Source organism: Pseudoxanthomonas sangjuensis, from assembly GCF_010211755.1.
GTDB lineage: Bacteria > Pseudomonadota > Gammaproteobacteria > Xanthomonadales > Xanthomonadaceae > Pseudoxanthomonas_A > Pseudoxanthomonas_A sangjuensis.
In genome coordinates this window covers 44192-62866 of sequence record NZ_PDWR01000020.1, presented here as the reverse complement: position 1 = coordinate 62866, position 18675 = coordinate 44192, and the positions used below count along the sequence as shown (strand labels likewise).

The following is an 18675-nucleotide window of genomic DNA, read 5'->3' as shown; positions in this document are numbered from 1 at the left end:
CCCCCGCCTGCACCCCACGAGGAACACAACCATGCGCAAGATCCTGCTCGCCACCGCCCTGTTCGCCCTCGCCGGTTCGGCCTTCGCCGCCCCGGTCGCCTACAAGCTCGACGCCACGCATACCGACGTGCTGGCCACCTGGAACCATTTCGGCTTCTCCAACCCCAGCGCGCACTTCGGCGCCGTCGAAGGCACCCTGGTCTACGACGCCGACCAGCCGACCGCGTCCAGCGTCGAAGTGACCATCCCGCTGTCCGGCCTGGCCGGTTTTTCGGAGAAGTTCGACGCGCACCTGCGCAGCGCCGATTTCTTCGATGCCGAGAAGTTCCCGGTCGCCACCTTCAAGAGCACCCGGGTCGAAGCGGCCGGCGAAGGCAAGCTGACCGTCTCCGGCGACCTGACCATCAAGGGCATCACCAAGCCGGTGGTGCTGGACGTGACCCTGAACAAGGTCGGCGAGCATCCGATGAGGAAGGTGCCGGCGATCGGCTTCAACGCCGTCGCCACGGTCAAGCGCAGCGACTTCGGCCTGGGCCTGTACGCGCCGGTGGTCAGCGACGAGGTCAAGCTGAGCATCACCACCGAGGCCACTGCCGCCCCGGCCGCGCACCACTGACGCGCCCGGCGGGCGGCGGGGAACCGCCACGACGCAACCGCCGATAGCACCACGCCGGTCCCCGCGGGGCCGGCGTTTTCTTTTGCCGGGAGGGCCCGGCTGCTAGACTGGCAGCCTCGTTTTCAGCTGCCGAACGCCCCCGCCATGAGCCAGACCGCCACTGCGCCCGCCAACGCCGAGAAGCGCTATACCGTGCACCGCAGCGACCTGCCGTTGAGCTGCCCGCTGCCGTCGATGGCGCTGTGGAACTCGCATCCGCGCGTGTACCTGCCGATCGAGAACGAGCCCGGCGGCGAGACCAGCTGCCCGTACTGCGGCTCGCATTTCGTGCTGGTGGACTGAGTCCGCGCGCACGGAGCGGGCGACGATGCGCCGCCTGACCGTGGTGCAGCTGCTGCCGGCGCTGGAGTCCGGCGGGGTCGAACGCTCGACCCTGGAGATCGCCGCGGCCCTGGTCCGCGCCGGCCATCGCGCCATCGTGGTCTCGGCCGGCGGACGGCTGCTGCCCGCGCTGGAAAGGATTGGCGCCGAACACGTCGCCCTCGACATCGGCCGCAAGTCCTTGCTGACCTTGCGCCACGTACCGGTGTTGCGCCGACTGTTCGCCGAAACCGATGCCGACATCGTGCATGCGCGTTCGCGCTTGCCGGCGTGGCTGGGCTGGCGCGCGTTGAAGGGGATGCAGGGGTCGAAGCCTCGCTTCGTCACCACGATGCACGGGCTGAACTCGCCCGGCCGGTACAGCGGGATCATGGCGCGCGGCGAGCGGGTGATCTGCGTGTCGAACACGGTGCGCGACTACCTGCTGCAGCACTATCCGCGCACCGATCCGGCGAAGCTGCGGGTGATCCCGCGCGGCATCGACACCGCGCAGTTCCCGCGCGCGCCGCTGCCCGACGTCGCAGCGCGGCGGCGCATTGCCGGCGAACATCCGGCGCTCGGCGGCGACGGCCCGCTGCTGTTGCTGCCTGGGCGCGGCACGCGGCTGAAGGGCCACGCCGATGCGCTGCGCCTGCTGGCCGGCCTGCGCCGCGCCGGTGGCGACGCACGGTTGTGGCTGCCCGGCGCGCGCGAACGCGGGCGCGAGGACTACATCGCCGAAATGGAAGCCGAGGCGGCGAAGCTCGGCGTGTCCGCCGCGGTCGCCTTCACCGCGCCGACCTCGCGCATCGCCGAAGCCTACGCCGCCAGCGACCTCGTCCTGCAGCTGTCGCGCAAGCCCGAGTCGTTCGGCCGCACCGTGGTCGAGGCGCTGTCGGTCGGCCGCCCCGTATTGGGCTGGGCGCACGGTGGCGTCGGTGAACTGCTTGCCGAACTGCAGCCATGTGGCGCAGTCGAACCCTTCGACGAGGAAAAACTGTTGGCGGGCGCACAATCGCTGCTGGCACATCCGCCGCCGCCATTGGCTACCATGCCCTACACTTTGCGGGCGATGCAGGACGCCACGCTGGCCCTTTACCAGGAAGTTGTTGAACACGATGTCGAATCCGCCGTCCGCTGAACCCGGCCGCGAGCCGCTTTCCGCCACTGTCCCCGTCGGCTGGCGCTGGGCGCCGACCTGGGTGCTGTGCTTCGTCGCGCTGTGGCCCGCGCCCGGCTATGCCGAGGCGGTGATGGTGCTGGGCGCGCTGGCCGCGATCGTGCGCCTGCTGCTGGCGCGCTTCCGCGGCGGCACGCAATTGCTCAGCGGTCCGGCCTGGGCGCTGACCAGCGTGCTGTTCGCCGTGTACTGGCTGCCGGAACTGGTCTCGTCGATCGATGCGGTCGACCACGGCCGCGCGTTCAAGGAATCGCTGGTCGACCTGCGCTACCTGCCGTTCCTGTGGCTGGTCGCCGCCGCGGTGGCCAACGCGCGCGGCCGTCACGCCACCTTCACCGGCATCGCCGTGATCGCCGCGGTGTGGACCATCGACGCGTTGCTGCAGGCCGCGTTCGGCACCAGTCCGCTGTTCTGGGGCATCGACCAGGTCAAGCAGTTGATCAGCGGCCACGGCATGTGCAGCGCGCAGGAGATCGCGCTGCTCGACCGTCTCAGCGGCGTGCTTGGCCCGTGCAACCTCAAGCTGGGCGTGATCATGGCCAGCCTGTCGCCCTTCGTGCTGTTCGCGTCGGGCAAGCGCTTCGGCATCGCCGGCTGGCTGGTCGCGGCGGTGGCGGTCGGCACCGTCGTGCTGCTGGCCGGCGCGCGCGCGGCGTGGCTGACCTTCGCCCTGGTGCTGCTGTTCTCCGGCTGGCGCCTGCTCGGCTGGAAGCGGTTGCTGGCGGTGTTCGCCGCCGGCGCGCTGGCGCTGGTGGTGTTGAACTTCGTTTCGCCGCAGTTCCACCTGCGCATCCAGCGCACCGGTGCGGTGCTGGCGAACAGCGAGGACAGCGTCGACATCGCCTTGTCCGGGCGCGCGCAGATCTGGGGCGCGGCCGTGTGCATGGTGCGCGAGCATCCGTTCAACGGCGTCGGTGCGCGCAACTTCCGCGATGCCTACCCGGCCTGCAACCCCGCGCCCGACGTCATGCCGGCGTGGGGCGAGGGCCCGGCGCACCATGCCCACCAGATCGTGCTGGAGATACTCAGCGAAACCGGCGCGATCGGCCTGCTGCTGTGGCTGGCCGGCGCGGCGCTGGCGTGGCGCGCATGGCGTTATTCGTCGCCGCGGGCGAAGGAGAACGCGCGGCCGGCGATGCTGGCGCTGGCGGCGACCGTGTTCCCGCTGAACACGCATCTGGCGTTCTATTCCACCTTCTGGGGCGGGCTGACCCTGCTGCTGGCAGCGCTGTATTCGGGCAGCCTGCTCGCGCGCGACGATGGCTGAGCGCGGAGCGCAGGGCTGCTGGTTCATCGGGCCGGCGGATTTCCTCGCCGGTTGCGTCGCGCGGCTGCCGCAACGCGCGTTGCTTGCGCTCGGCGCCGCGCTCGCATGGCTGTCATGGCCGCTGCTGGGCAAGCGCCGGCATTACGCGAAGGCCAACATCGACCTGTGCTTCCCGCGGCTGGACGAAGCCGCGCGCGATCGGTTGCTGAAGGACAACATCCGCAACACCGTCACCGGCGCGCTGGAACTGATCCGCGGCTGGTACGCGCCAGCCGAAGTGTTGCGCGGCATCGCCGACGTCGAGGGCCTGGAACACCTGCAGGCGGCGCTCGCGACCGGCCGCGGCGTGCTGCTGTTCGGCGGGCATTTCCCGCACGCCGAGTTGTGCGCGCGCCTGCTCGGCGACGCGGCCGGCCAGCGCGTCCACGTGCTGGTCCGCCACAACAACCATCCGTGCCTGGAGCGGATGATGGACGGCGCGCGTCGCCGCGTGTTCGCCGGCACCATCGGCAAGAAGGACGTGCGCGGCCTGCTGCGCGCGCTGTCGCAGGGCGGCATCGTCGCCTATTCGGCCGACCAGAACTTCAACTACCAGAACGCCTTCGTGCCGTTCTTCGGCGTGCCGGCGTCGACGCTGACCGCGACGCCGGACCTGGCCAAGCGCGGCAACGCGGTGGTGCTGCCGTTCTGGTTCCATCGCGACGCGGAGGGGCGCTACAAGCTGCGCGTCGAGCCGACCTGGCCGAACTGGCCGTCCGGCGATCCGGCCGCCGATGCGGCGCGCTACATGGCCGAACTGGAAAAGGTCGTGCGCGAGCACCCCGAGCAATACCTGTGGGTGCACCGCAGGTTCAAGACGCGGCCGCCGGGCGAGGCGGATGTTTACCGGAAAGCCCGGCGGTCCGACGGCCCGTAGAGCGTAGCTTGCTGCGCTCGGTTCTTGCCCTGGACACCAGGCGCGGACCAGAGCAGGAGCGGCGCAGCAAGCTGCGCTCTACGGGCGCAAGGCGCCTAAGCGAACTTCGGAGTTTTCCGATGTTGTTCGCGATTGTGCATCGTTACCATCGCCGCATGTCCAGCCCCAGGCTCACACGCGGCCGCAACTCCGAGAGACAAGCGGTATACGCCGTCACCATCGTCACCCGCCTGCGGCGGCCATTGTTCGGCTCCACAACTCTGGCCAGTATCGTCCGGGAGCAACTGCAACTTTGCGATGCAGAAGGCATTACGCGGACCCATGCCTGGGTGGCAATGCCGGATCACGTGCATTGGCTGTTTGAATTGCGCTCGGATGGCCTTTCCGCCTGTTTGCAACGTTTCAAATCTCGCAGCGCCCGCGCGGTCAACTCGATCCGAACCACCGAGGGCGCTGTCTGGCAGGCGGGATTCTACGACCACATGCTGCGCGACGAGGACGATCTCCTCGCACAAGAGCAATACATCATCGATAACCCGGTACGCAGGGGCCTGGTCGGGAATCCGCACCAATACCCGCATTGGGGGTGTCGCTGGATCCCCAATCTGAATCCGGATGCCCAAACCCGTAGAGCACAGCTTGCTGTTGCCCGGGGACGGGACGATTGAAAGCATCGAGGCTGGCTCTGCCCTGCGAAAGCGAAGAACGAGCGCAGCAAGCTACGCTCTACGGAAACCGGGAAACCGGGCCCTCCTGCTTAGCGGTAGACATCGCCTTGCTGCCCGTCCGGCTGCCGCTTGAAGCGCTTGTGGATCCACAGGTACTGTGCCGGCGCTTCGCGCACCATGCCCTCGATCGCCGCCATCACCTGCGCGGTGTCGGCGGTGGCGCCCTTCGACGGGAAGCCTTCGAATGCCGGCGACAGCTTCAGCGTGTAGCCGCCCTCGTCGCGGCGCACGTGCGAGAACGCGCCCACCGCCGCGCCCGACAGCCGCGCCAGCTGGTGGGTCGAGGTCAGACTGTAGGCGGGACGGCCGAAGAACGGCACGAACACGCTGTCGCCGCGACGCGTGTCCTGGTCCGGCGCGAACCACAGCAGGCCGCCCTGCTTGAGATGCTTCAGCGCCGGGCGCAGTTCGTCGCGGGCGAACATCGCCGTGGCGTAGCGCAAGCGTCCGCGCTTGACCGCCCATTCCATCGCCCCGGTCGCGTGCGGCCGGTACATGCCGGCCAGCGGCGCGTGGTCGCACATCAGCCGCGCGCACAGTTCCAGCGTCACGAAATGGCCGGAAACCACGATCACCCCGCGCCCGCCTTCGCGCGCGGCGGCCAGGTGCTCCAGTCCTTCGACGCGCAGGCCGCGGCGCATCGGACCGACGCCGCCCCACCACGCACGGGCGAATTCGAACAGGCCGATGCCGAGCTCGGCGAAGTTGCGTTTCAGCAGCGCGTCGCGCGCCGCCGCATCCAGTTCCGGGAAGCACAGTTCGAGGTTGCGTTCGGCGACCTTGCGCCGCGCGCCCAGCGCCACCCGCAGGAGCGGCCCGAGCAGCACGCGGCCGATCCAGCGCTGCAGCCGCCACGGCAGCCGCGCGGCGGCGGCGGCGAAACCGATGCCCAGCCAGGTCGGCCATTCGCGCGGCGCCAGCGGCGGCGGTTCGCGCTGCGGCGGCTTCGGGGCAGCGGTGGTCTCGGTCTCGGCGGCGGCCATTCCGCCATTGTAGCGGGCGGGGCGGGTATCCTATCGGGGATGCAAAAGGACGTGACCGAAAGACTCCTGCGCGGCCTGTACTCGGCCGTGCTCTACGTTTTGACCCCGGTCACCGTCTACCACCTGATCTGGCGCGGTTTCCGCTTCCGCGATTATTTCCAGCGCTGGAACGAGCGCTACGCCTCGTACGACGAACCGGCCGGCCCGGTCGACATCTGGCTGCATGCGGTGTCGGTGGGCGAGGTCAACGCCGCCGTGCCGGTGGTCAACGCGCTGCGCCAGCAACGCCCCGGCCTGCGCCTGCTCGTCACCACGATCACCCCGACCGGCTCCGAGCGCGTGCGCGCGCTGTGGGGCGACACGGTGCAGCATGTCTATGTGCCCTACGACCTGCCCGGCGCGGTGTCGCGTTTCCTCGGGCATTTCCGCCCGAAGCAAGCGCTGGTGATGGAAACCGAGCTGTGGCCGAACCTGCTGTTCGGCTGCCGGGACCGCGGCATACCCGCCTATATCCTCAACGCGCGGCTGTCGGCGCGCTCGCTGCGCGGCTACCGCGTGCTGGCGCCGCTGATCGCGCGGGTGGTGTGCACGCTGCGCCGCATCGGCGCGCAATCGCAGGCCGACGGCAAGCGCTTCGTCGCGCTCGGCGCGCCGCGCGGGAACGTGGTCGATACCGGCAACCTGAAGTTCGACATCGCCGCGCCGGCGGGACTGGATGCCTTCGTCGCCGGGTTCCGCGCGCGCGCGCGGCAGCGCCCGGTGTGGATCGCCGCGAGCACCCACGAGGGCGAGGAAGCGGCGGTGCTGGCGACCCACGCGCGACTGCGCCGGCGCTGGCCGGACATGCTGCTGCTGTGGGCGCCGCGCCATCCCGAGCGCTTCCCGCGCGCGGTCGAGCAGGCGCGCGAAGCGGGCTGGAAGGTCGCCACCCGCCGCCGGGACGGATGGCCGGGCGCGGACGACGGCGCGTTCGTCGTCGATACGCTGGGCGAACTGATGGCGTTCTACGCCTGCGCCGACGTCGCCTTCGTCGGCGGCAGCCTGCAGCCGGTCGGCGGGCACAACCTGCTGGAACCGGCCGCGGTCGGCACGCCGATGGTTACCGGCCCGCACCTGCACAACTTCGCCGAGATCTCGAAACGGCTGAAGGAGGCCGGTGCGCTGGAAATCGGCAGGGACGCGGAAGAAGTCGGCGCGCTGGTCGAGGCGTTGTTCGACGACGAAGCGGAGCGCCAGGCGATGGCAGCGGCCGGCCGCGAGCTGGTCGAACGCGGGCGCGGCGCGCTGACGAAGACGCTGGAGATGATCGCGGCGGATATCCCGCCGCCGTAGGGGCGCGGCGCGTCGTGCGCCCGCGCGATCAATGCATCCGCGACGGACGTGCGCTCAGGTCCACCAGCTTCTCGCGCATCGCATCGGCATCGCCGGCCTGCGGCGCGGCGTGCAGGTAGCGGGCGAGGTCGTCGCGCGCGCCGCGGGCGTAGTCCATGTGCAGGTAGGCCAGGCCGCGGTCGCGCAGCGCTTCGGGCTGGTCGGGGCTCAGCTTCAGCACGCGGTCGGCGCTGCGCGCGGCGCGGTCCCATTCCTCGCGCTCGGCGTAGACGCCGTGCAGGTTGCGCAGCACGCGGATCAGGATCGAGCGGTGGCTGGCCGGGTCGAGGATCTGCAGCAGCGCGTTGTCGTCGGGGATGTCGCCGCCCAGGTGCGGCTTGGCGCGCTCGCGCAGCTCGTCGGCGCCGAGCGGGCGTCCGCCGTTGAACGGGTCCATCACCAGCAGGCCGTCGTCGACCGGCAGGCGCACGAGGAAGTGGCCGGGGAACGACACGCCGTCCAGCGGCACGCCGAGCCGGCGCGCGACTTCCATCTGCACCATCGCCAGCGAGATCGGGTTGCCGAGGCGGCGGTCGAACACCTCGTTGAGGTAGCTGTTGCGCGGGTCGTAGTACTCGTCGTGGTTGCCCGTGTAGCCGACTTCGTCGAACAGGTAGCGGTTGATCGCCGCCATCTTCAGCGGCCACGGGTCGATCGCGTCGATTTCCGGGCGCAGGTGCTCGGCGTGGGTCTGCGCCACGGTGTCGTACAGGTCGGCGTCGAGGTCGGGGTATTCGTCGCGCGCGATCAGCAGCGCGGTGCCCAGCAGCGGCAGGCTCTCGTCGGGCAGCTCCGCCAGCGCATTCCAGTCCGGCAATGTCAGTCGTTCCCCCATGCCCGCACTGTGCGGCCATTCCCGCGGACAATCAAGCCTTATGCCGGGAAATGTGCGGCATTGCGCCGTCCGGACGGGGCCCCGGTTCAGTTGGCCGGCGCGGGGATGCCCTTGCCGAACTTCAGCTGCGCGCCGTTCTCCAGCTTCAGCTTCGTCGCCTCGCCGGCATTCAATTCCAGCACGTAGCGCGCCGGCACCTTGCTGGGGTAGGACGGGCAGCCGTTGCCGGCCGAGCACGGCGGCACGTCGCGCTGCTGCGCGACCAGCTTGCGGCCGTTGTCGAAGTACAGGATGTCGAGCGGGATCTTCGTGTTCTTCATCCAGTACGCCTGCGGCTCCTCGTACTCGTGGATGAACAGCATGCCGTGGTCGGCTTCCATGCGGTCGCGGAACATCAGCCCGCGCTCGCGCTCGGCCTCGTCGTCGGCGATTTCCACCTGGTAGCGCTGGCCCGCGATCTCCACCCAGCTGCCGCTGGCGCTGGCGCAGCCGCCGAGCAGCAGCATCGAAACGAGGAAGGTCGGTCGGAGCAGGGACATGGCGGGATCCGTTGGATGCGTCCCGCCTAGGTTATTCGACCCGGCCGGCGCGGGCGATTTCCGCGGGAGCCGCCCCCGCGAATCAGAACAGCGGCTGCGTTTCGCCGCTTCCGGGCTCCGGCCTGCGCTTGCGCGGACCCCAGCCGCCGGCGCCGGCCTTGAACGGCTCCGCGCCTTGCGGCGCCGGCCGCGCCTTGCGCTGTCGCGCCTGGGCTTCCCGATGGCTCGCTTCGGCCATCTTCCTGACCTGGCGCTCGCGCTGCAGCCAGACCTCGTCGAGCACGGCATCCTTCCGCTTCGCGCTTTCCTTCAGCGCATTGTGCTTGCGGGTGACGACGTCTTCCTCGCTCGCGGTTTCCGGCACGTGCTGGAACGGGATCCGCATCGGCGCCGCGTCCAGCGCCACCGCGCGCTGCATCGCGCCGAAGTAGACCGAATTGTTGCCGTACTTGCGGTTGATCGCATCGACCACGCGGCTCATGCCGCGGTCGCGGCGGCGGTCTTCCATCAGCTCGCCGGTGACGCTGCCGGCTTCCTCCAGCCCGACCAGGGTCACCGCCACCGACAGCGGCGGGTTGCGCTTCGGGTTCCAGCGCCGGGTCGCGATGTGGCGTTCCAGTTGCGCCAGCTGTTCGCCGAGCAGGCGCAGGAACGTCGGCGTATCGTCGATCGGCGCGAACGACAGGTCGCGTTCGAAGCGGTTGTCCAGCCCGACGAAGCGGATGCGGATCGCCATGCCGCGGGCCAGGAAGGGGCCTTCCCCCTTCTTCTCGTCGCGCATCCGCAACCGCATCGCCGCCTTGGCCAGCAGCTTGAACAACACCGAGCGCGCGCCTTCGAAGCTGCGCAGCTCCGGGCCGAGCACGTGCGAATGGCCGATCGAACCGCGTTGCGTCCTGCGTTCCGGCAATTCGTGGCCGCGCAACTGCATCCAGAAACGCTCGCCCTCGACGCCGCCCCAGACGCGGCGCAACTGCTCGCGCGGCGCGCTGCACAGCTGTTCGCTGGTTTCGATGCCGGCGTCCAGCAGGCGCCGTTCCATCGACGGGCCGATGCCGCAGAAGTCGCGCAATGCCAGCGCGTGCAGGCGATGCGGCAGGTCGGACTGTTCCAGCACCACCAGGCCGTCGGGCTTCTGCATGTCGGACGCGGTCTTGGCCAGGAACCTGTTCGGCGCGATGCCGATGGAGCATTTGATCCAGTCGAATTCGCCGGCGATGCGCCGCTTGATCCGCCGTGCGATCTCGATGGCGTTGTCGCGCTGGCGTTCGCGGCCGATCAGCCAGCACGGCACTTCGTCGATCGACGCGGCGTTGCCATGCGGGATGCAGTCCTGGATGGCGTCCATCAGCCGGTGGTGGACCGCGACGTAGCGCGCCGGCCGCGCTTCGACCAGCGCCAGGTCGGGACATTTGTCCAGCGCCTCCCACACCAGCGTGCCCGTGCCGACGCCATGCCGCTTGGCTTCGATGCTGGCGGCGATGCAGCAGGTGTTGTGCGACACGACCGGCACCACGCCGACCGGCCTGTCGCGCAGTGCCGGCCGGTCCTGTTGCTCGACCGAGGCGAAGAACGAGTTGAAGTCGACGTACAGGCAGCGCAGGGTCATGGCGCGGCGGCGGCAGCCACTGGGTGGCCAGTATCGCGCCGTTTCGTCTCAGTCGCGGAGATACGCCGGCGGCGTCAGCCGGCCATTTCGACCAGCCGGGCGATGGTGTTGTGGATGCGCGTGGTCGCGGTCAGTTTCAGCCTGCGCTCGATCAGGTTGTTGTTGAGCTTCGAGTCGCCGAACCGCGACGCGACCAGCAGCCAGGCCTGGTCGCCGATGAATTCGATCCGGTCGGGTGCGTGACCCGGCGCGAGGAAGGCATCGAGCAGCCCGCGGTCCGGCGCCGAAGACAGCAGGGTGAGGTAGGTGCGGCCCGGGTCCTCGCGCCGGAACGGATTGCGCTGCAAGGCCTGGCGGAAATAGCCGGCCGGTCGCGCGAGCACGGCGATGTCGCCGCCGAATTCCTCCGCGATCACGTCGTGCACCAGCGTTTCCAGCCGCGCCTGCCCCAAGCGGGTGTCGGCGATCACGTTGCCGCTCTGGATCAGGGTGCGCACGTTGCGCAACCCGGCCTGCTCCAGCGCCTCGCGCAGCGGCGCCATCGGCACCTTGTTCCTGCCGGTCGGCATGACGCCGCGGAGCAGGACGATCCGGGTGGCCATCGACGCGGCCTTCGCGTCAGAACACCTTCGGCGGTTCGCCGCCGACGATCACCACGTCCGCCGGTCGCCGCGCGAACAGGCCGACGCTGACCACGCCCGGGATCTGGTTCAACTCGCGCTCGAGCCCGACCGGGTCGACGATGGCCAGGTTGTGCACGTCCAGCACCCAGTTGCCGTTGTCGGTGACCACGCCGTCGCGCCACACCGGCTGGCCGCCGGTCCTCGCCACGATCTCGCGCGCGACCAGGCTGCGTGCCATCGGGATCACCTCGATCGGCAGCGGGAACCTGCCCAGCACCGGCACCTGCTTGCTCGGGTCGACGATGCAGACGAACCTTTCGCTGGCCTCGGCGATGATCTTCTCGCGGGTCAGCGCCGCGCCGCCGCCCTTGATCAGGCGCTTGTGCGGGTCGCATTCGTCGGCGCCGTCCACGTACAGCGACAGCGGGCCGGTGTTGTTCAGGTCCAGCACCTCGATGCCGTGCTGCTTCAGCCGCGCCGTGCTCTGTTCGGAACTGGACACCGCGCCGGCGATGCGATGCCTGATCCTGCCCAGCGCGTCGATGAAGAAGGCGACGGTGGAGCCGGTACCGACGCCGACGATCATGCCGTCCTCGACGTATTCGATGGCCTTTTCGCCGGCCAGGCGCTTCGCTTCGGACATGGTCTATTCGAGGGAGAGGAGGAATTTCCATTGCGCCGCGGTCACCGGCATCACCGACAGGCGGCTGCCGCGCTGGACCAGGGCGAAGCCGTCGCCGAGTTCGTCGGCGCGGCCCTTGATCTCGTCCAGCGAAATCGTGCGCTTGAGCTTCTTCACGAACTTCACGTCGACCAGGTCCCAGCGCGGCTGTTCGCGCGTGCTCTTCGGGTCGAAGTAGTCCGACTTCGGGTCGAACTGGGTCGGATCCGGGTAGGCCTCGCTGGCGACTTCGGCGACGCCGACGATGCCGGGCACGTCGGTGTTGGAGTGGTAGAACAGCACGCCGTCGCCGGGTTGCATCGCACGCATGAAGTTGCGCGCCTGGTAGTTGCGCACGCCGTTCCAGGGCTCGACGCCGACCTTCTTCAGCGCGTCGATGGAAAAGGCGTCCGGTTCGGACTTCATCAGCCAGTAGTGCTTGCGGCGGCTCACGCGGCAGCTCTCATGGGGCAACCCCGGTCAGGTAAGTGGCGGATTCGGTGCAGATCGCATCGGCGTGCACGTCCCAGTCCTCGGCGCGCAGCGATTCGACGCGCTGCGCGTCGAAACCGGCGCCGACCAGGTGCGGCGGCGCGGGCGCGATGCGGCGGAAGGCGAAGGTGCGGTCGTACCAGCCGCCGCCCATGCCGAGGCGGCGGCCGTTGGCGTCGAAGCCGACCAGCGGCATCACGACCAGCGACATGGCCTCCGGTTCCAGCGCGCTCGACGGTTCCACCGCCGGTTCGGGGATGCCGAAGCGGTTGCTGACCAGTTCGTCGCCGGGGCGCCACGGGGCGAAGCGCAGCTCCTCGCCATGGAGGATGGGCAGGCAGTACACCAGGTTCTTCGGCAGCTTCAGCTGGAAGCTGTGCAGGGCGATCTCGCCGTCCATGGCCCAGTAGCCGGCGACGTAACCCTGCCCGGGTGGGGCGTCCTGCCGGAAGAAGGGTAGCGCGAGCAACTGCGCAGCCAGCCCGTCGGCGGCGGCGATGCGCTGCGCGGCCGGGAGCTCGCGGCGGCGCTGGCGCAGTTCGCGGCGCAGCGCGGCGCGGTCGTCGCCGGTCGGGGCAGGGCTGGAGGCCATGCGGGGGATTTTGAGGCAAATCGCGCCTCGAATGTAGGAGCGGCGTAAGCCGCGACCGCTTCGCCATTGTGCGGAAAGCGGTCGCGGCTTACGCCGCTCCTACAGGAATGAATACATCCTCCGCCATGCCGGTGCCCGCGAAACGACCTTGAACCCGGGGTTCAAGTAGGAAGGCTCTGGGAACCATCGGGCTTCCCGCTACATGGCGGACCTGCACTCCCGGCTCACCGTCGCCTTCCCGTGGTCGTCATTAAGGGACAAGGCGAATGTTTGCGCGTGCTGTCGGACACGGCAGAGGATGTGGAGGTCAGTATAGCGACGCGCCGCCGAATGCAAAAGCCGTTTGTCGGCTGGGAATCGATTCCATCTGAGGCCGACGCGTGGAACGCGGAATGCGCATGCAATGCGTGGCCCGGAATCCCTGAATCAGGTCGTCTCGCGAAGCGGATCCGGCCGGAGTGATCCGGTCGGGAGCTGACGACGGATCTGCGAACCAAGCCACATGGCTATGGCCAGGGCGAATACGTTGACCCCCACGACAACCGGCTGATCCGTTTGCATGAGCGAGTAGTTGAATTTGCTGCCCACCAAGAAGTCGCCGTTGAGTTTGAGCGGCGAAAACTGGATGGATGCGGTGACGTGGAACCCGCTCGACAGGAAATAGCCGATGATCGGCGAGCTGAAGGCGGGAATTTGCACAAGCCAGTATTTGAAGTTCGACCGCTCTGCGCCGGGTTGTGCCTCGATGAGCTTCACGCCACACCAGATTCCCCACGCATAAAGGGTCGTGACGGCGATGCAGACAAGCCATTCGAGGGGATTGCTGCGGGTGAACAGCAGGGCCAGGCTTGCTGCGAAGCCCACGGCGCCACCGCCTGCGGCCAAGATGCCGAGCGTCCGGCGCTGCCAAGTTTTCATCCATCCCCCCGATTGCGTTTCAGCTTCCCAGCGCCCGGTCCAGCTTGTGGTTCAGGTCTTCGAGCACGCGGGTGAGTTCGCGTTCGCGCGAGCCGGCCTGGTCGCGCAGCAGTTGCAGCTCGTGCGCCAGGTTCAGCGCGGCGAGCACGGCGACGCGGTCGACCGCGGCCATGCGGTTGCTGCCGCGGACCTCGCGCATCTTGCTGTCGAGCAGCTTGGCCGCGGCCATCAGGCTGCCGCGTTCGCCGGCCTCGACGCCAACCGTGTATTCGCGGTCGAGGATGTGGACGCTGACCGGCTCGTTTCCGCTCACGTGTGCTGCTCCAGCGACTTCAGCCGCGCGATCATCGCCTCGACCCGGGAACGCGCCTGCTCGTTCTTCGCCAGCAACTGCGAACGCTCGCCGACCAGCTGTTCCTGCTGGTTGCGCAGGCTGCGGTTCTCGTCGCTCAGGCGTTGGCAGCGGTCGGCCAGTTCCTGGACCCGCGCGGCGATGGCGCGGAGCTGGTCGAGGAGGGCGTCGTGGTCCATGGCGTCACGATAGGGGCGCGGCCGACGGCCGGTCAAGGGCGGGGGGCGGGCGGGCCGTGACGCGGCTCACGACGCGGCCACGAACGCCGATTGCGGGTAGTAGTCCCGGATGAACTGCAGGCACTGTTCGGCCGGCAGGGCGCGCGAGACGTAGTGGCCCTGGATCTCGTCGCACTGGTGCCCGTGCAGGAACGCCAGCTGGTCGGCGGTCTCCACCCCTTCGGCGACGACGGTCTTGGACAGCGAATGGCCCATCGCGATGATCGTGCTGGTGATCGCCTCGTCGTCGCCGTCGCGGGTCAGGTCGCCGATGAAGTCCTGGTCGATCTTCAGCGTGGTGATCGGCAGCCGCTTCAGGTAGGCCAGCGACGAATAGCCGGTGCCGAAGTCGTCGATCGCCAGCGACACGCCGAGGTCGCGGCAGGCGCGCAGGGTATCGGCGTTCTGCTCCGGGTTGGCCATGATCACGCTCTCGGTCAGTTCCAGCTCGAGGAAGCGCGCCTCCAGCCCGGTTTCGGCGAGGATCCTCGCCACCACCTCGGACAGGTCGCCGCGCTGCAACTGCAGCGCGGAAACGTTCACCGACACGCTCAACCCGGCCATGCCGGCGTCGTGCCAGCGGCGCAGGGTTTGGCAGGCCTGGCGCATCGCCCATGCGCCGAGGTCGAGGATCAGCCCGGATTCCTCGGCCAGCGGGATGAACAGCGCCGGCGAGACGTCGCCGAACTCGTGGCTGTGCCAGCGCATCAGCGCCTCGGCGCCGACCACGCGCTGCGACGACAGCGACATGCGCGGCTGGTAGACCAGCGACAGCTCGTTGCGCTCCAGCGCGCGGCGCAGGCCGCCGGCGAGGATCGCGCGATGGCGGGTCTTCTCGTCCATCGACTCCGAGTACATCTGGTAGGTATGGCGGCCGATCGCCTTGGCCTGGTACATCGCGGTGTCGGCGTGCTTGAGCAGGTCGGTCGGCACCTGGGCGTGGTCCGGATACAGGCTGATGCCGACCGACGGCGACACCGCCAGCTCGAGGCGTTCGCCGAAGGTCAGCGGCACGTTGAACGCGGCGATGATCTGCTGCGCGACCTGCTCGGCTTCCTGTGGCGAGCCGATGTCCTCCAGCACCACGGTGAATTCGTCGCCGCTCAGCCGCGCCACGGTGTGCTGCGCGCCGACGGTCTGCTGCACGCGCGCGGCGGCGGCGCGCAGGATGCGGTCGCCGGTGGCGTGGCCCAGCGAGTCGTTGATGTCCTTGAAGCGGTCCAGGTCGATGAACAGCACGGCGATGCGGCCGTTCTCGCGGCGCGCACGCACGATCGCGCGCGACAGCCGTTCCGACAGCAGCGAACGGTTCGGCAGGCTGGTCAGGGTGTCGTAGTTGGCCAGGTAGCGCAGCTCCTGCTCGGCGCGCTTCTGTTCGGTGATGTCGTTCAGCACCAGCACGTACAACTGGCGCTGGCCGCTGGCGTCCGGGACCACGTTGGTGTCGATCCGGCACAGGATCTCCTCGCCGTCCTTGCGCACTTCCCACACCTCGCCCGACCAGCTTCCGTCGCGCGCCAGGTCGTCGCGCATGCGCTGGAAGAAGGCCCGGTCGTGCTGGCTGCTGTTGAGCAGCGACAGCGGCTGGCCGATCACCTCGTCGTCGAGGTAGCCGGTGATGCGGCTGAACGACTGGTTGACCGCGATGAAGTTGTAGTCCCAGTCCAGCACCGCCACCGCCTCGCTCATGCTGCGCATCACTTCGCTGGCGATGCGGTGCTCGTACTCGGCGTTGCGGCTGGCGGTGATGTCGCGCGCGGTGCCGGCGATGCGCAGCGGGCGGCCTTCGCGGTCGCGCTCGACCACGCGGCCGCGCACGCGCACCCAGGCCCAGGTGCCGTTGCCGAACAGGTCCATGCGCATTTCCGACATGAACAGCGGCGACTCGTCCTGCAGGTGGCTGCGCAGCGCCTGCATCACCTGCGGCAGGTCCTGCGGGTGGATCGGCGGCACGTCGCCTTCGCGGTTGTGCACGGTGATGTCGGCCGAACGCGCCACGTTCTCGTCGGCGCGCATCCGGTGCAGGCGGCGGCGCTCCAGGTCGTAGTCCCAGAACAGTTCGCCGGAGGCCCACAGCGCCAGCTTCAGCCGTTCGTCGGGTCCCGGCACGGCAGCGTCCCAGGCCGGTCCGCGCGCATCCCGCCACCAGCGCGCCAGGCGCGCACGGTTGGCGAAGCCGACCACGCCGGCCAGCACCGCCAGCGCCAGCAGCAGCCACGGCCATGTCGGCGCGGCCTGCGCGGCGGACGCGATCGCGACGACGACGGAGGCGGCGATGGCGGCCATGGATGTTGGGGATCCCCTCGGCGCTGGGCCGGACAAGCGAGTGTAGGCATGCATCCGCCCGGACAACAAGCGGCGCGGGCGCGGCGGGTTGCTACACTTTGTCCATCCGGCCGCACTTTGTCCGGCCCGGCCAGTGGATTGCGTTCAAAAACGACGTTCTGGAAATGACCGAGCTACCCGAACTTGGCGATGTCGTCCGCAGCGCGCAGCGCCTGGCGCCGGGCGTGGACCCCTCCGAATTGCATGGCGCGCTCAGCGGCTGGCTGGCCGGCGGCGGCGCGGACGCCGCGGACTGGCCGGCGCGGGTGCTGGCCGATCCCGCGCTGCCGGCGCCGGAACCGGGCAGCGCGCTGGACGAATTGCGCACCGCCACCGTGGCGCAGCTGGAAGACCGCGAGCTCGGATTCGAACTGCTGCTGCCCGATGCCGCCGCACCGCTGGGCGAACGCGCCACCGCGCTGTTCGACTGGTGCCGCGGCTTCCTCGGCGGCTTCGGCCTGGCCGCCGGTGCGAAGCCGAAGCTGTCCGACGAGGGCGAGGAAGCGTTGCGCGACCTGGCGCGGCTGGCGCAGGCCAGCGCGGAGCAGGGCGACGACGAGCAGGAAGACGAGGACGCGCTGGCCGAGATCGAGGAATTCGTCCGCGTCGCCGCGCTGCTGCTGCATGGCGACGTGGTGCTGGCCGCGCGGCACCGGCAGAAGTTGAATTGAGGGTTGTTCGGTTGCTGGTTCTTGGTTGTTGGGCAAGCGCCGGCCGTCGATTCCCTCCAACAACCAAGAACCAGCAACCAAGAGCTAGATGAAGTCCCTTGCCGGCATCTCCGCCACCGAATTCGCCCGTCGCCGCAAGCAGCTGATGCGCATGGCCGGCGACGACGCCATCCTGGTGCTGCCGGCCGCGCCGGAACGCGTGCGCAGCCACGACACGCATTACCCGTACCGGCAGGATTCCGATTTCTGGTACCTCAGCGGTTTCCCCGAACCCGAGGCGGTGCTGGTGCTGGTGCCGGGGCGCCGGCACGGCGAGGCGCTGCTGTTCTGCCGCGAACGCGATCCCGAGCGCGAAAGCTGGGACGGCCCGCGCTACGGCCAGGAAGGCGCGGTCGACGTGTTCGGCATGGACGATGCCTACCCGATCGACGACCTCGACGAGATCCTGCCGGGCCTGCTCGAAGGCCGCGGCCGCGTCTACTACCATTTCGGCCGCGACGCCGACTTCGACCTCAAGCTGATCGGCTGGGTCAACCGCGTGCGCGCGCAGGTCCGCCACGGCGCGCAGCCGCCGCACGAGTTCCTCGAACTCGGCCACCTGCTGCACGAGATGCGCCTGTTCAAGTCGAAGGACGAAATCAGGCTGATGCAGCAGGCTGCCGACATCAGCGTGCGGGCGCACGAAGCGGCGATGCGCGCGGCGAAATCCGGCGTGCGCGAGTACGAGCTGCAGGCGGAAGTGGAGCGGGTGTTCCGCGCCGCCGACGCGTGGCCGGCCTACGGCAGCATCGTCGGCGCCGGCGCCAACGGCTGCGTGCTGCACTACCGCGCCAACAACGCGGCGGCGAAGGCGGGCGACCTGGTGCTGGTCGACGCCGGCGCCGAATACCGCGGCTACGCGTCGGACATCACCCGCACCTTCCCGGTCGGCGGCCGTTTCTCGAAGGAACAGCGCGCGCTGCACGACCTGGTCGGCGCGGCGCAGGCGGCGGCGCTGGCGCAGGCGAAGCCGGGCGCGCCCTACGAGGCCGGGCACAACGCCGCGGTCGAAGTGCTGACGGAAGGGTTGCTGCACCTGGGCCTGCTGAAGGGCAAGGCCGGCAAGCTGATCGCCGAAGGCGGCTACAAGCGCTTCTACCCGCACAAGAGCGGGCACTGGCTGGGCCTGGACGTGCACGACGTCGGCGAATACCGCATCGACGGCGAATCGCGCCTGCTCGAGCCGGGCATGGCCTTCACCATCGAGCCGGGCCTGTACATTCGCCCCGACGACGCCACGGTCGACGCGAAGTGGCGCGGCATCGGCATCCGCACCGAGGACGACATCGTCATCACCGCCGACGGGCATCGCGTGCTGACCGACAAGCTGGCGCGCAGTGCCGACGAGATCGAGGCGCTGATGGCGTCGTGACGGGTCGC

The 18675-nt window shown here is 69.4% G+C and carries 21 protein-coding genes and 1 other RNA gene; 9 read left to right on the top strand and 13 right to left on the bottom strand.

Annotation, left to right across the window (positions count from 1 at the left end):
* Positions 1-31 precede the first annotated feature (31 nt).
* The 6 genes from CSC71_RS11320 to CSC71_RS11295 all read left to right on the top strand — a co-directional run bounded on the left by CSC71_RS11320 (position 32) and on the right by CSC71_RS11295 (position 5007).
* A complete protein-coding gene (locus CSC71_RS11320; protein ID WP_162374484.1) occupies positions 32-616 on the top strand; it encodes a YceI family protein in 585 nt (194 codons plus the stop codon).
* Between the two features lie 144 nt (positions 617-760).
* Positions 761-958, top strand: a complete 198-nt coding sequence (locus tag CSC71_RS11315; RefSeq protein WP_162374483.1) for a zinc-finger domain-containing protein — start codon at positions 761-763, stop codon at positions 956-958.
* 25 nt (positions 959-983) lie between these two features.
* Entirely contained in the window at positions 984-2117 is a 1134-nt protein-coding gene (locus tag CSC71_RS11310) for a glycosyltransferase (protein ID WP_162374482.1), read from the top strand.
* Positions 2095-3423: an O-antigen ligase family protein gene (locus tag CSC71_RS11305; RefSeq protein ID WP_162374481.1), complete on the top strand. Its 1329-nt coding sequence runs from the start codon at positions 2095-2097 to the stop codon at positions 3421-3423. Before CSC71_RS11310 ends, CSC71_RS11305 begins: the two co-directional genes overlap by 23 nt.
* Positions 3416-4339 carry a lysophospholipid acyltransferase family protein gene (locus tag CSC71_RS11300; protein ID WP_162374480.1) on the top strand — a complete coding sequence of 308 codons (924 nt, stop codon included), beginning with the start codon at positions 3416-3418 and terminating at the stop codon, positions 4337-4339. Before CSC71_RS11305 ends, CSC71_RS11300 begins: the two co-directional genes overlap by 8 nt.
* A gap of 155 nt (positions 4340-4494) precedes the next feature.
* Positions 4495-5007, top strand: coding sequence for an REP-associated tyrosine transposase (locus CSC71_RS11295; protein ID WP_211368001.1), 513 nt, complete (start codon positions 4495-4497; stop codon positions 5005-5007).
* An 89-nt stretch (positions 5008-5096) separates the two neighbouring features.
* Here CSC71_RS11295 and lpxL read toward each other — a convergent pair whose 3' ends face one another.
* Positions 5097-6050, bottom strand: a complete 954-nt coding sequence (gene lpxL, locus CSC71_RS11290; protein WP_162374479.1) for an LpxL/LpxP family Kdo(2)-lipid IV(A) lauroyl/palmitoleoyl acyltransferase — start codon at positions 6048-6050, stop codon at positions 5097-5099.
* Between the two features lie 39 nt (positions 6051-6089).
* Between lpxL and waaA the strand changes: the two genes are divergently transcribed.
* The gene (gene waaA, locus CSC71_RS11285) at positions 6090-7382 is read left to right on the top strand and encodes a lipid IV(A) 3-deoxy-D-manno-octulosonic acid transferase (protein WP_162374478.1); all 1293 of its coding nucleotides are present in this window, start codon (positions 6090-6092) and stop codon (positions 7380-7382) included.
* Positions 7383-7410: 28 nt separating this feature from the next.
* Here the strand turns inward: waaA and CSC71_RS11280 are convergent, their stop codons facing one another.
* The 12 genes from CSC71_RS11280 to CSC71_RS11225 all read right to left on the bottom strand — a co-directional run bounded on the left by CSC71_RS11280 (position 7411) and on the right by CSC71_RS11225 (position 16546).
* Positions 7411-8256 carry a SirB1 family protein gene (locus tag CSC71_RS11280; protein WP_162374477.1) on the bottom strand — a complete coding sequence of 282 codons (846 nt, stop codon included), beginning with the start codon at positions 8254-8256 and terminating at the stop codon, positions 7411-7413.
* Between the two features lie 86 nt (positions 8257-8342).
* Complete coding sequence (locus CSC71_RS11275; protein WP_162374476.1) at positions 8343-8795, bottom strand: DUF192 domain-containing protein; 453 nt, start codon at positions 8793-8795, stop codon at positions 8343-8345.
* 82 nt (positions 8796-8877) lie between these two features.
* Entirely contained in the window at positions 8878-10404 is a 1527-nt protein-coding gene (locus CSC71_RS11270; RefSeq protein ID WP_162374475.1) for a DNA polymerase Y family protein, read from the bottom strand.
* 74 nt (positions 10405-10478) lie between these two features.
* Positions 10479-11006: a DUF1697 domain-containing protein gene (locus CSC71_RS11265; RefSeq protein WP_162374474.1), complete on the bottom strand. Its 528-nt coding sequence runs from the start codon at positions 11004-11006 to the stop codon at positions 10479-10481.
* A gap of 16 nt (positions 11007-11022) precedes the next feature.
* Positions 11023-11670, bottom strand: coding sequence for a ribose-5-phosphate isomerase RpiA (rpiA, locus tag CSC71_RS11260; RefSeq protein ID WP_162374473.1), 648 nt, complete (start codon positions 11668-11670; stop codon positions 11023-11025).
* 3 nt (positions 11671-11673) lie between these two features.
* Entirely contained in the window at positions 11674-12141 is a 468-nt protein-coding gene (locus CSC71_RS11255; RefSeq protein WP_162374472.1) for an EVE domain-containing protein, read from the bottom strand.
* Positions 12142-12151: 10 nt separating this feature from the next.
* Positions 12152-12772 (bottom strand): 5-formyltetrahydrofolate cyclo-ligase, encoded by a 621-nt coding sequence (locus tag CSC71_RS11250; RefSeq protein WP_162374471.1) that lies wholly within the window; start codon positions 12770-12772, stop codon positions 12152-12154.
* Between the two features lie 113 nt (positions 12773-12885).
* A non-coding RNA gene (gene ssrS / locus CSC71_RS11245) (6S RNA) lies at positions 12886-13073 on the bottom strand.
* 125 nt (positions 13074-13198) lie between these two features.
* A complete protein-coding gene (locus CSC71_RS11240) occupies positions 13199-13690 on the bottom strand; it encodes a hypothetical protein (protein WP_162374470.1) in 492 nt (163 codons plus the stop codon).
* 19 nt (positions 13691-13709) lie between these two features.
* Positions 13710-14003: a cell division protein ZapA gene (locus tag CSC71_RS11235; RefSeq protein ID WP_162374469.1), complete on the bottom strand. Its 294-nt coding sequence runs from the start codon at positions 14001-14003 to the stop codon at positions 13710-13712.
* Entirely contained in the window at positions 14000-14221 is a 222-nt protein-coding gene (locus tag CSC71_RS11230) for a TIGR02449 family protein (protein WP_162374468.1), read from the bottom strand. Before CSC71_RS11230 ends, CSC71_RS11235 begins: the two co-directional genes overlap by 4 nt.
* Before the next feature lie 66 nt (positions 14222-14287).
* Positions 14288-16546, bottom strand: coding sequence for a putative bifunctional diguanylate cyclase/phosphodiesterase (locus tag CSC71_RS11225; RefSeq protein WP_162374467.1), 2259 nt, complete (start codon positions 16544-16546; stop codon positions 14288-14290).
* A gap of 164 nt (positions 16547-16710) precedes the next feature.
* On the opposite strand from CSC71_RS11225, the gene CSC71_RS11220 reads away from it, so the two are divergent.
* Positions 16711-17256, top strand: coding sequence for a UPF0149 family protein (locus CSC71_RS11220; protein WP_162374466.1), 546 nt, complete (start codon positions 16711-16713; stop codon positions 17254-17256).
* 88 nt (positions 17257-17344) lie between these two features.
* A complete protein-coding gene (locus CSC71_RS11215; protein ID WP_162374465.1) occupies positions 17345-18667 on the top strand; it encodes an aminopeptidase P N-terminal domain-containing protein in 1323 nt (440 codons plus the stop codon).
* The last annotated feature ends 8 nt before the right edge of the window (positions 18668-18675 follow it).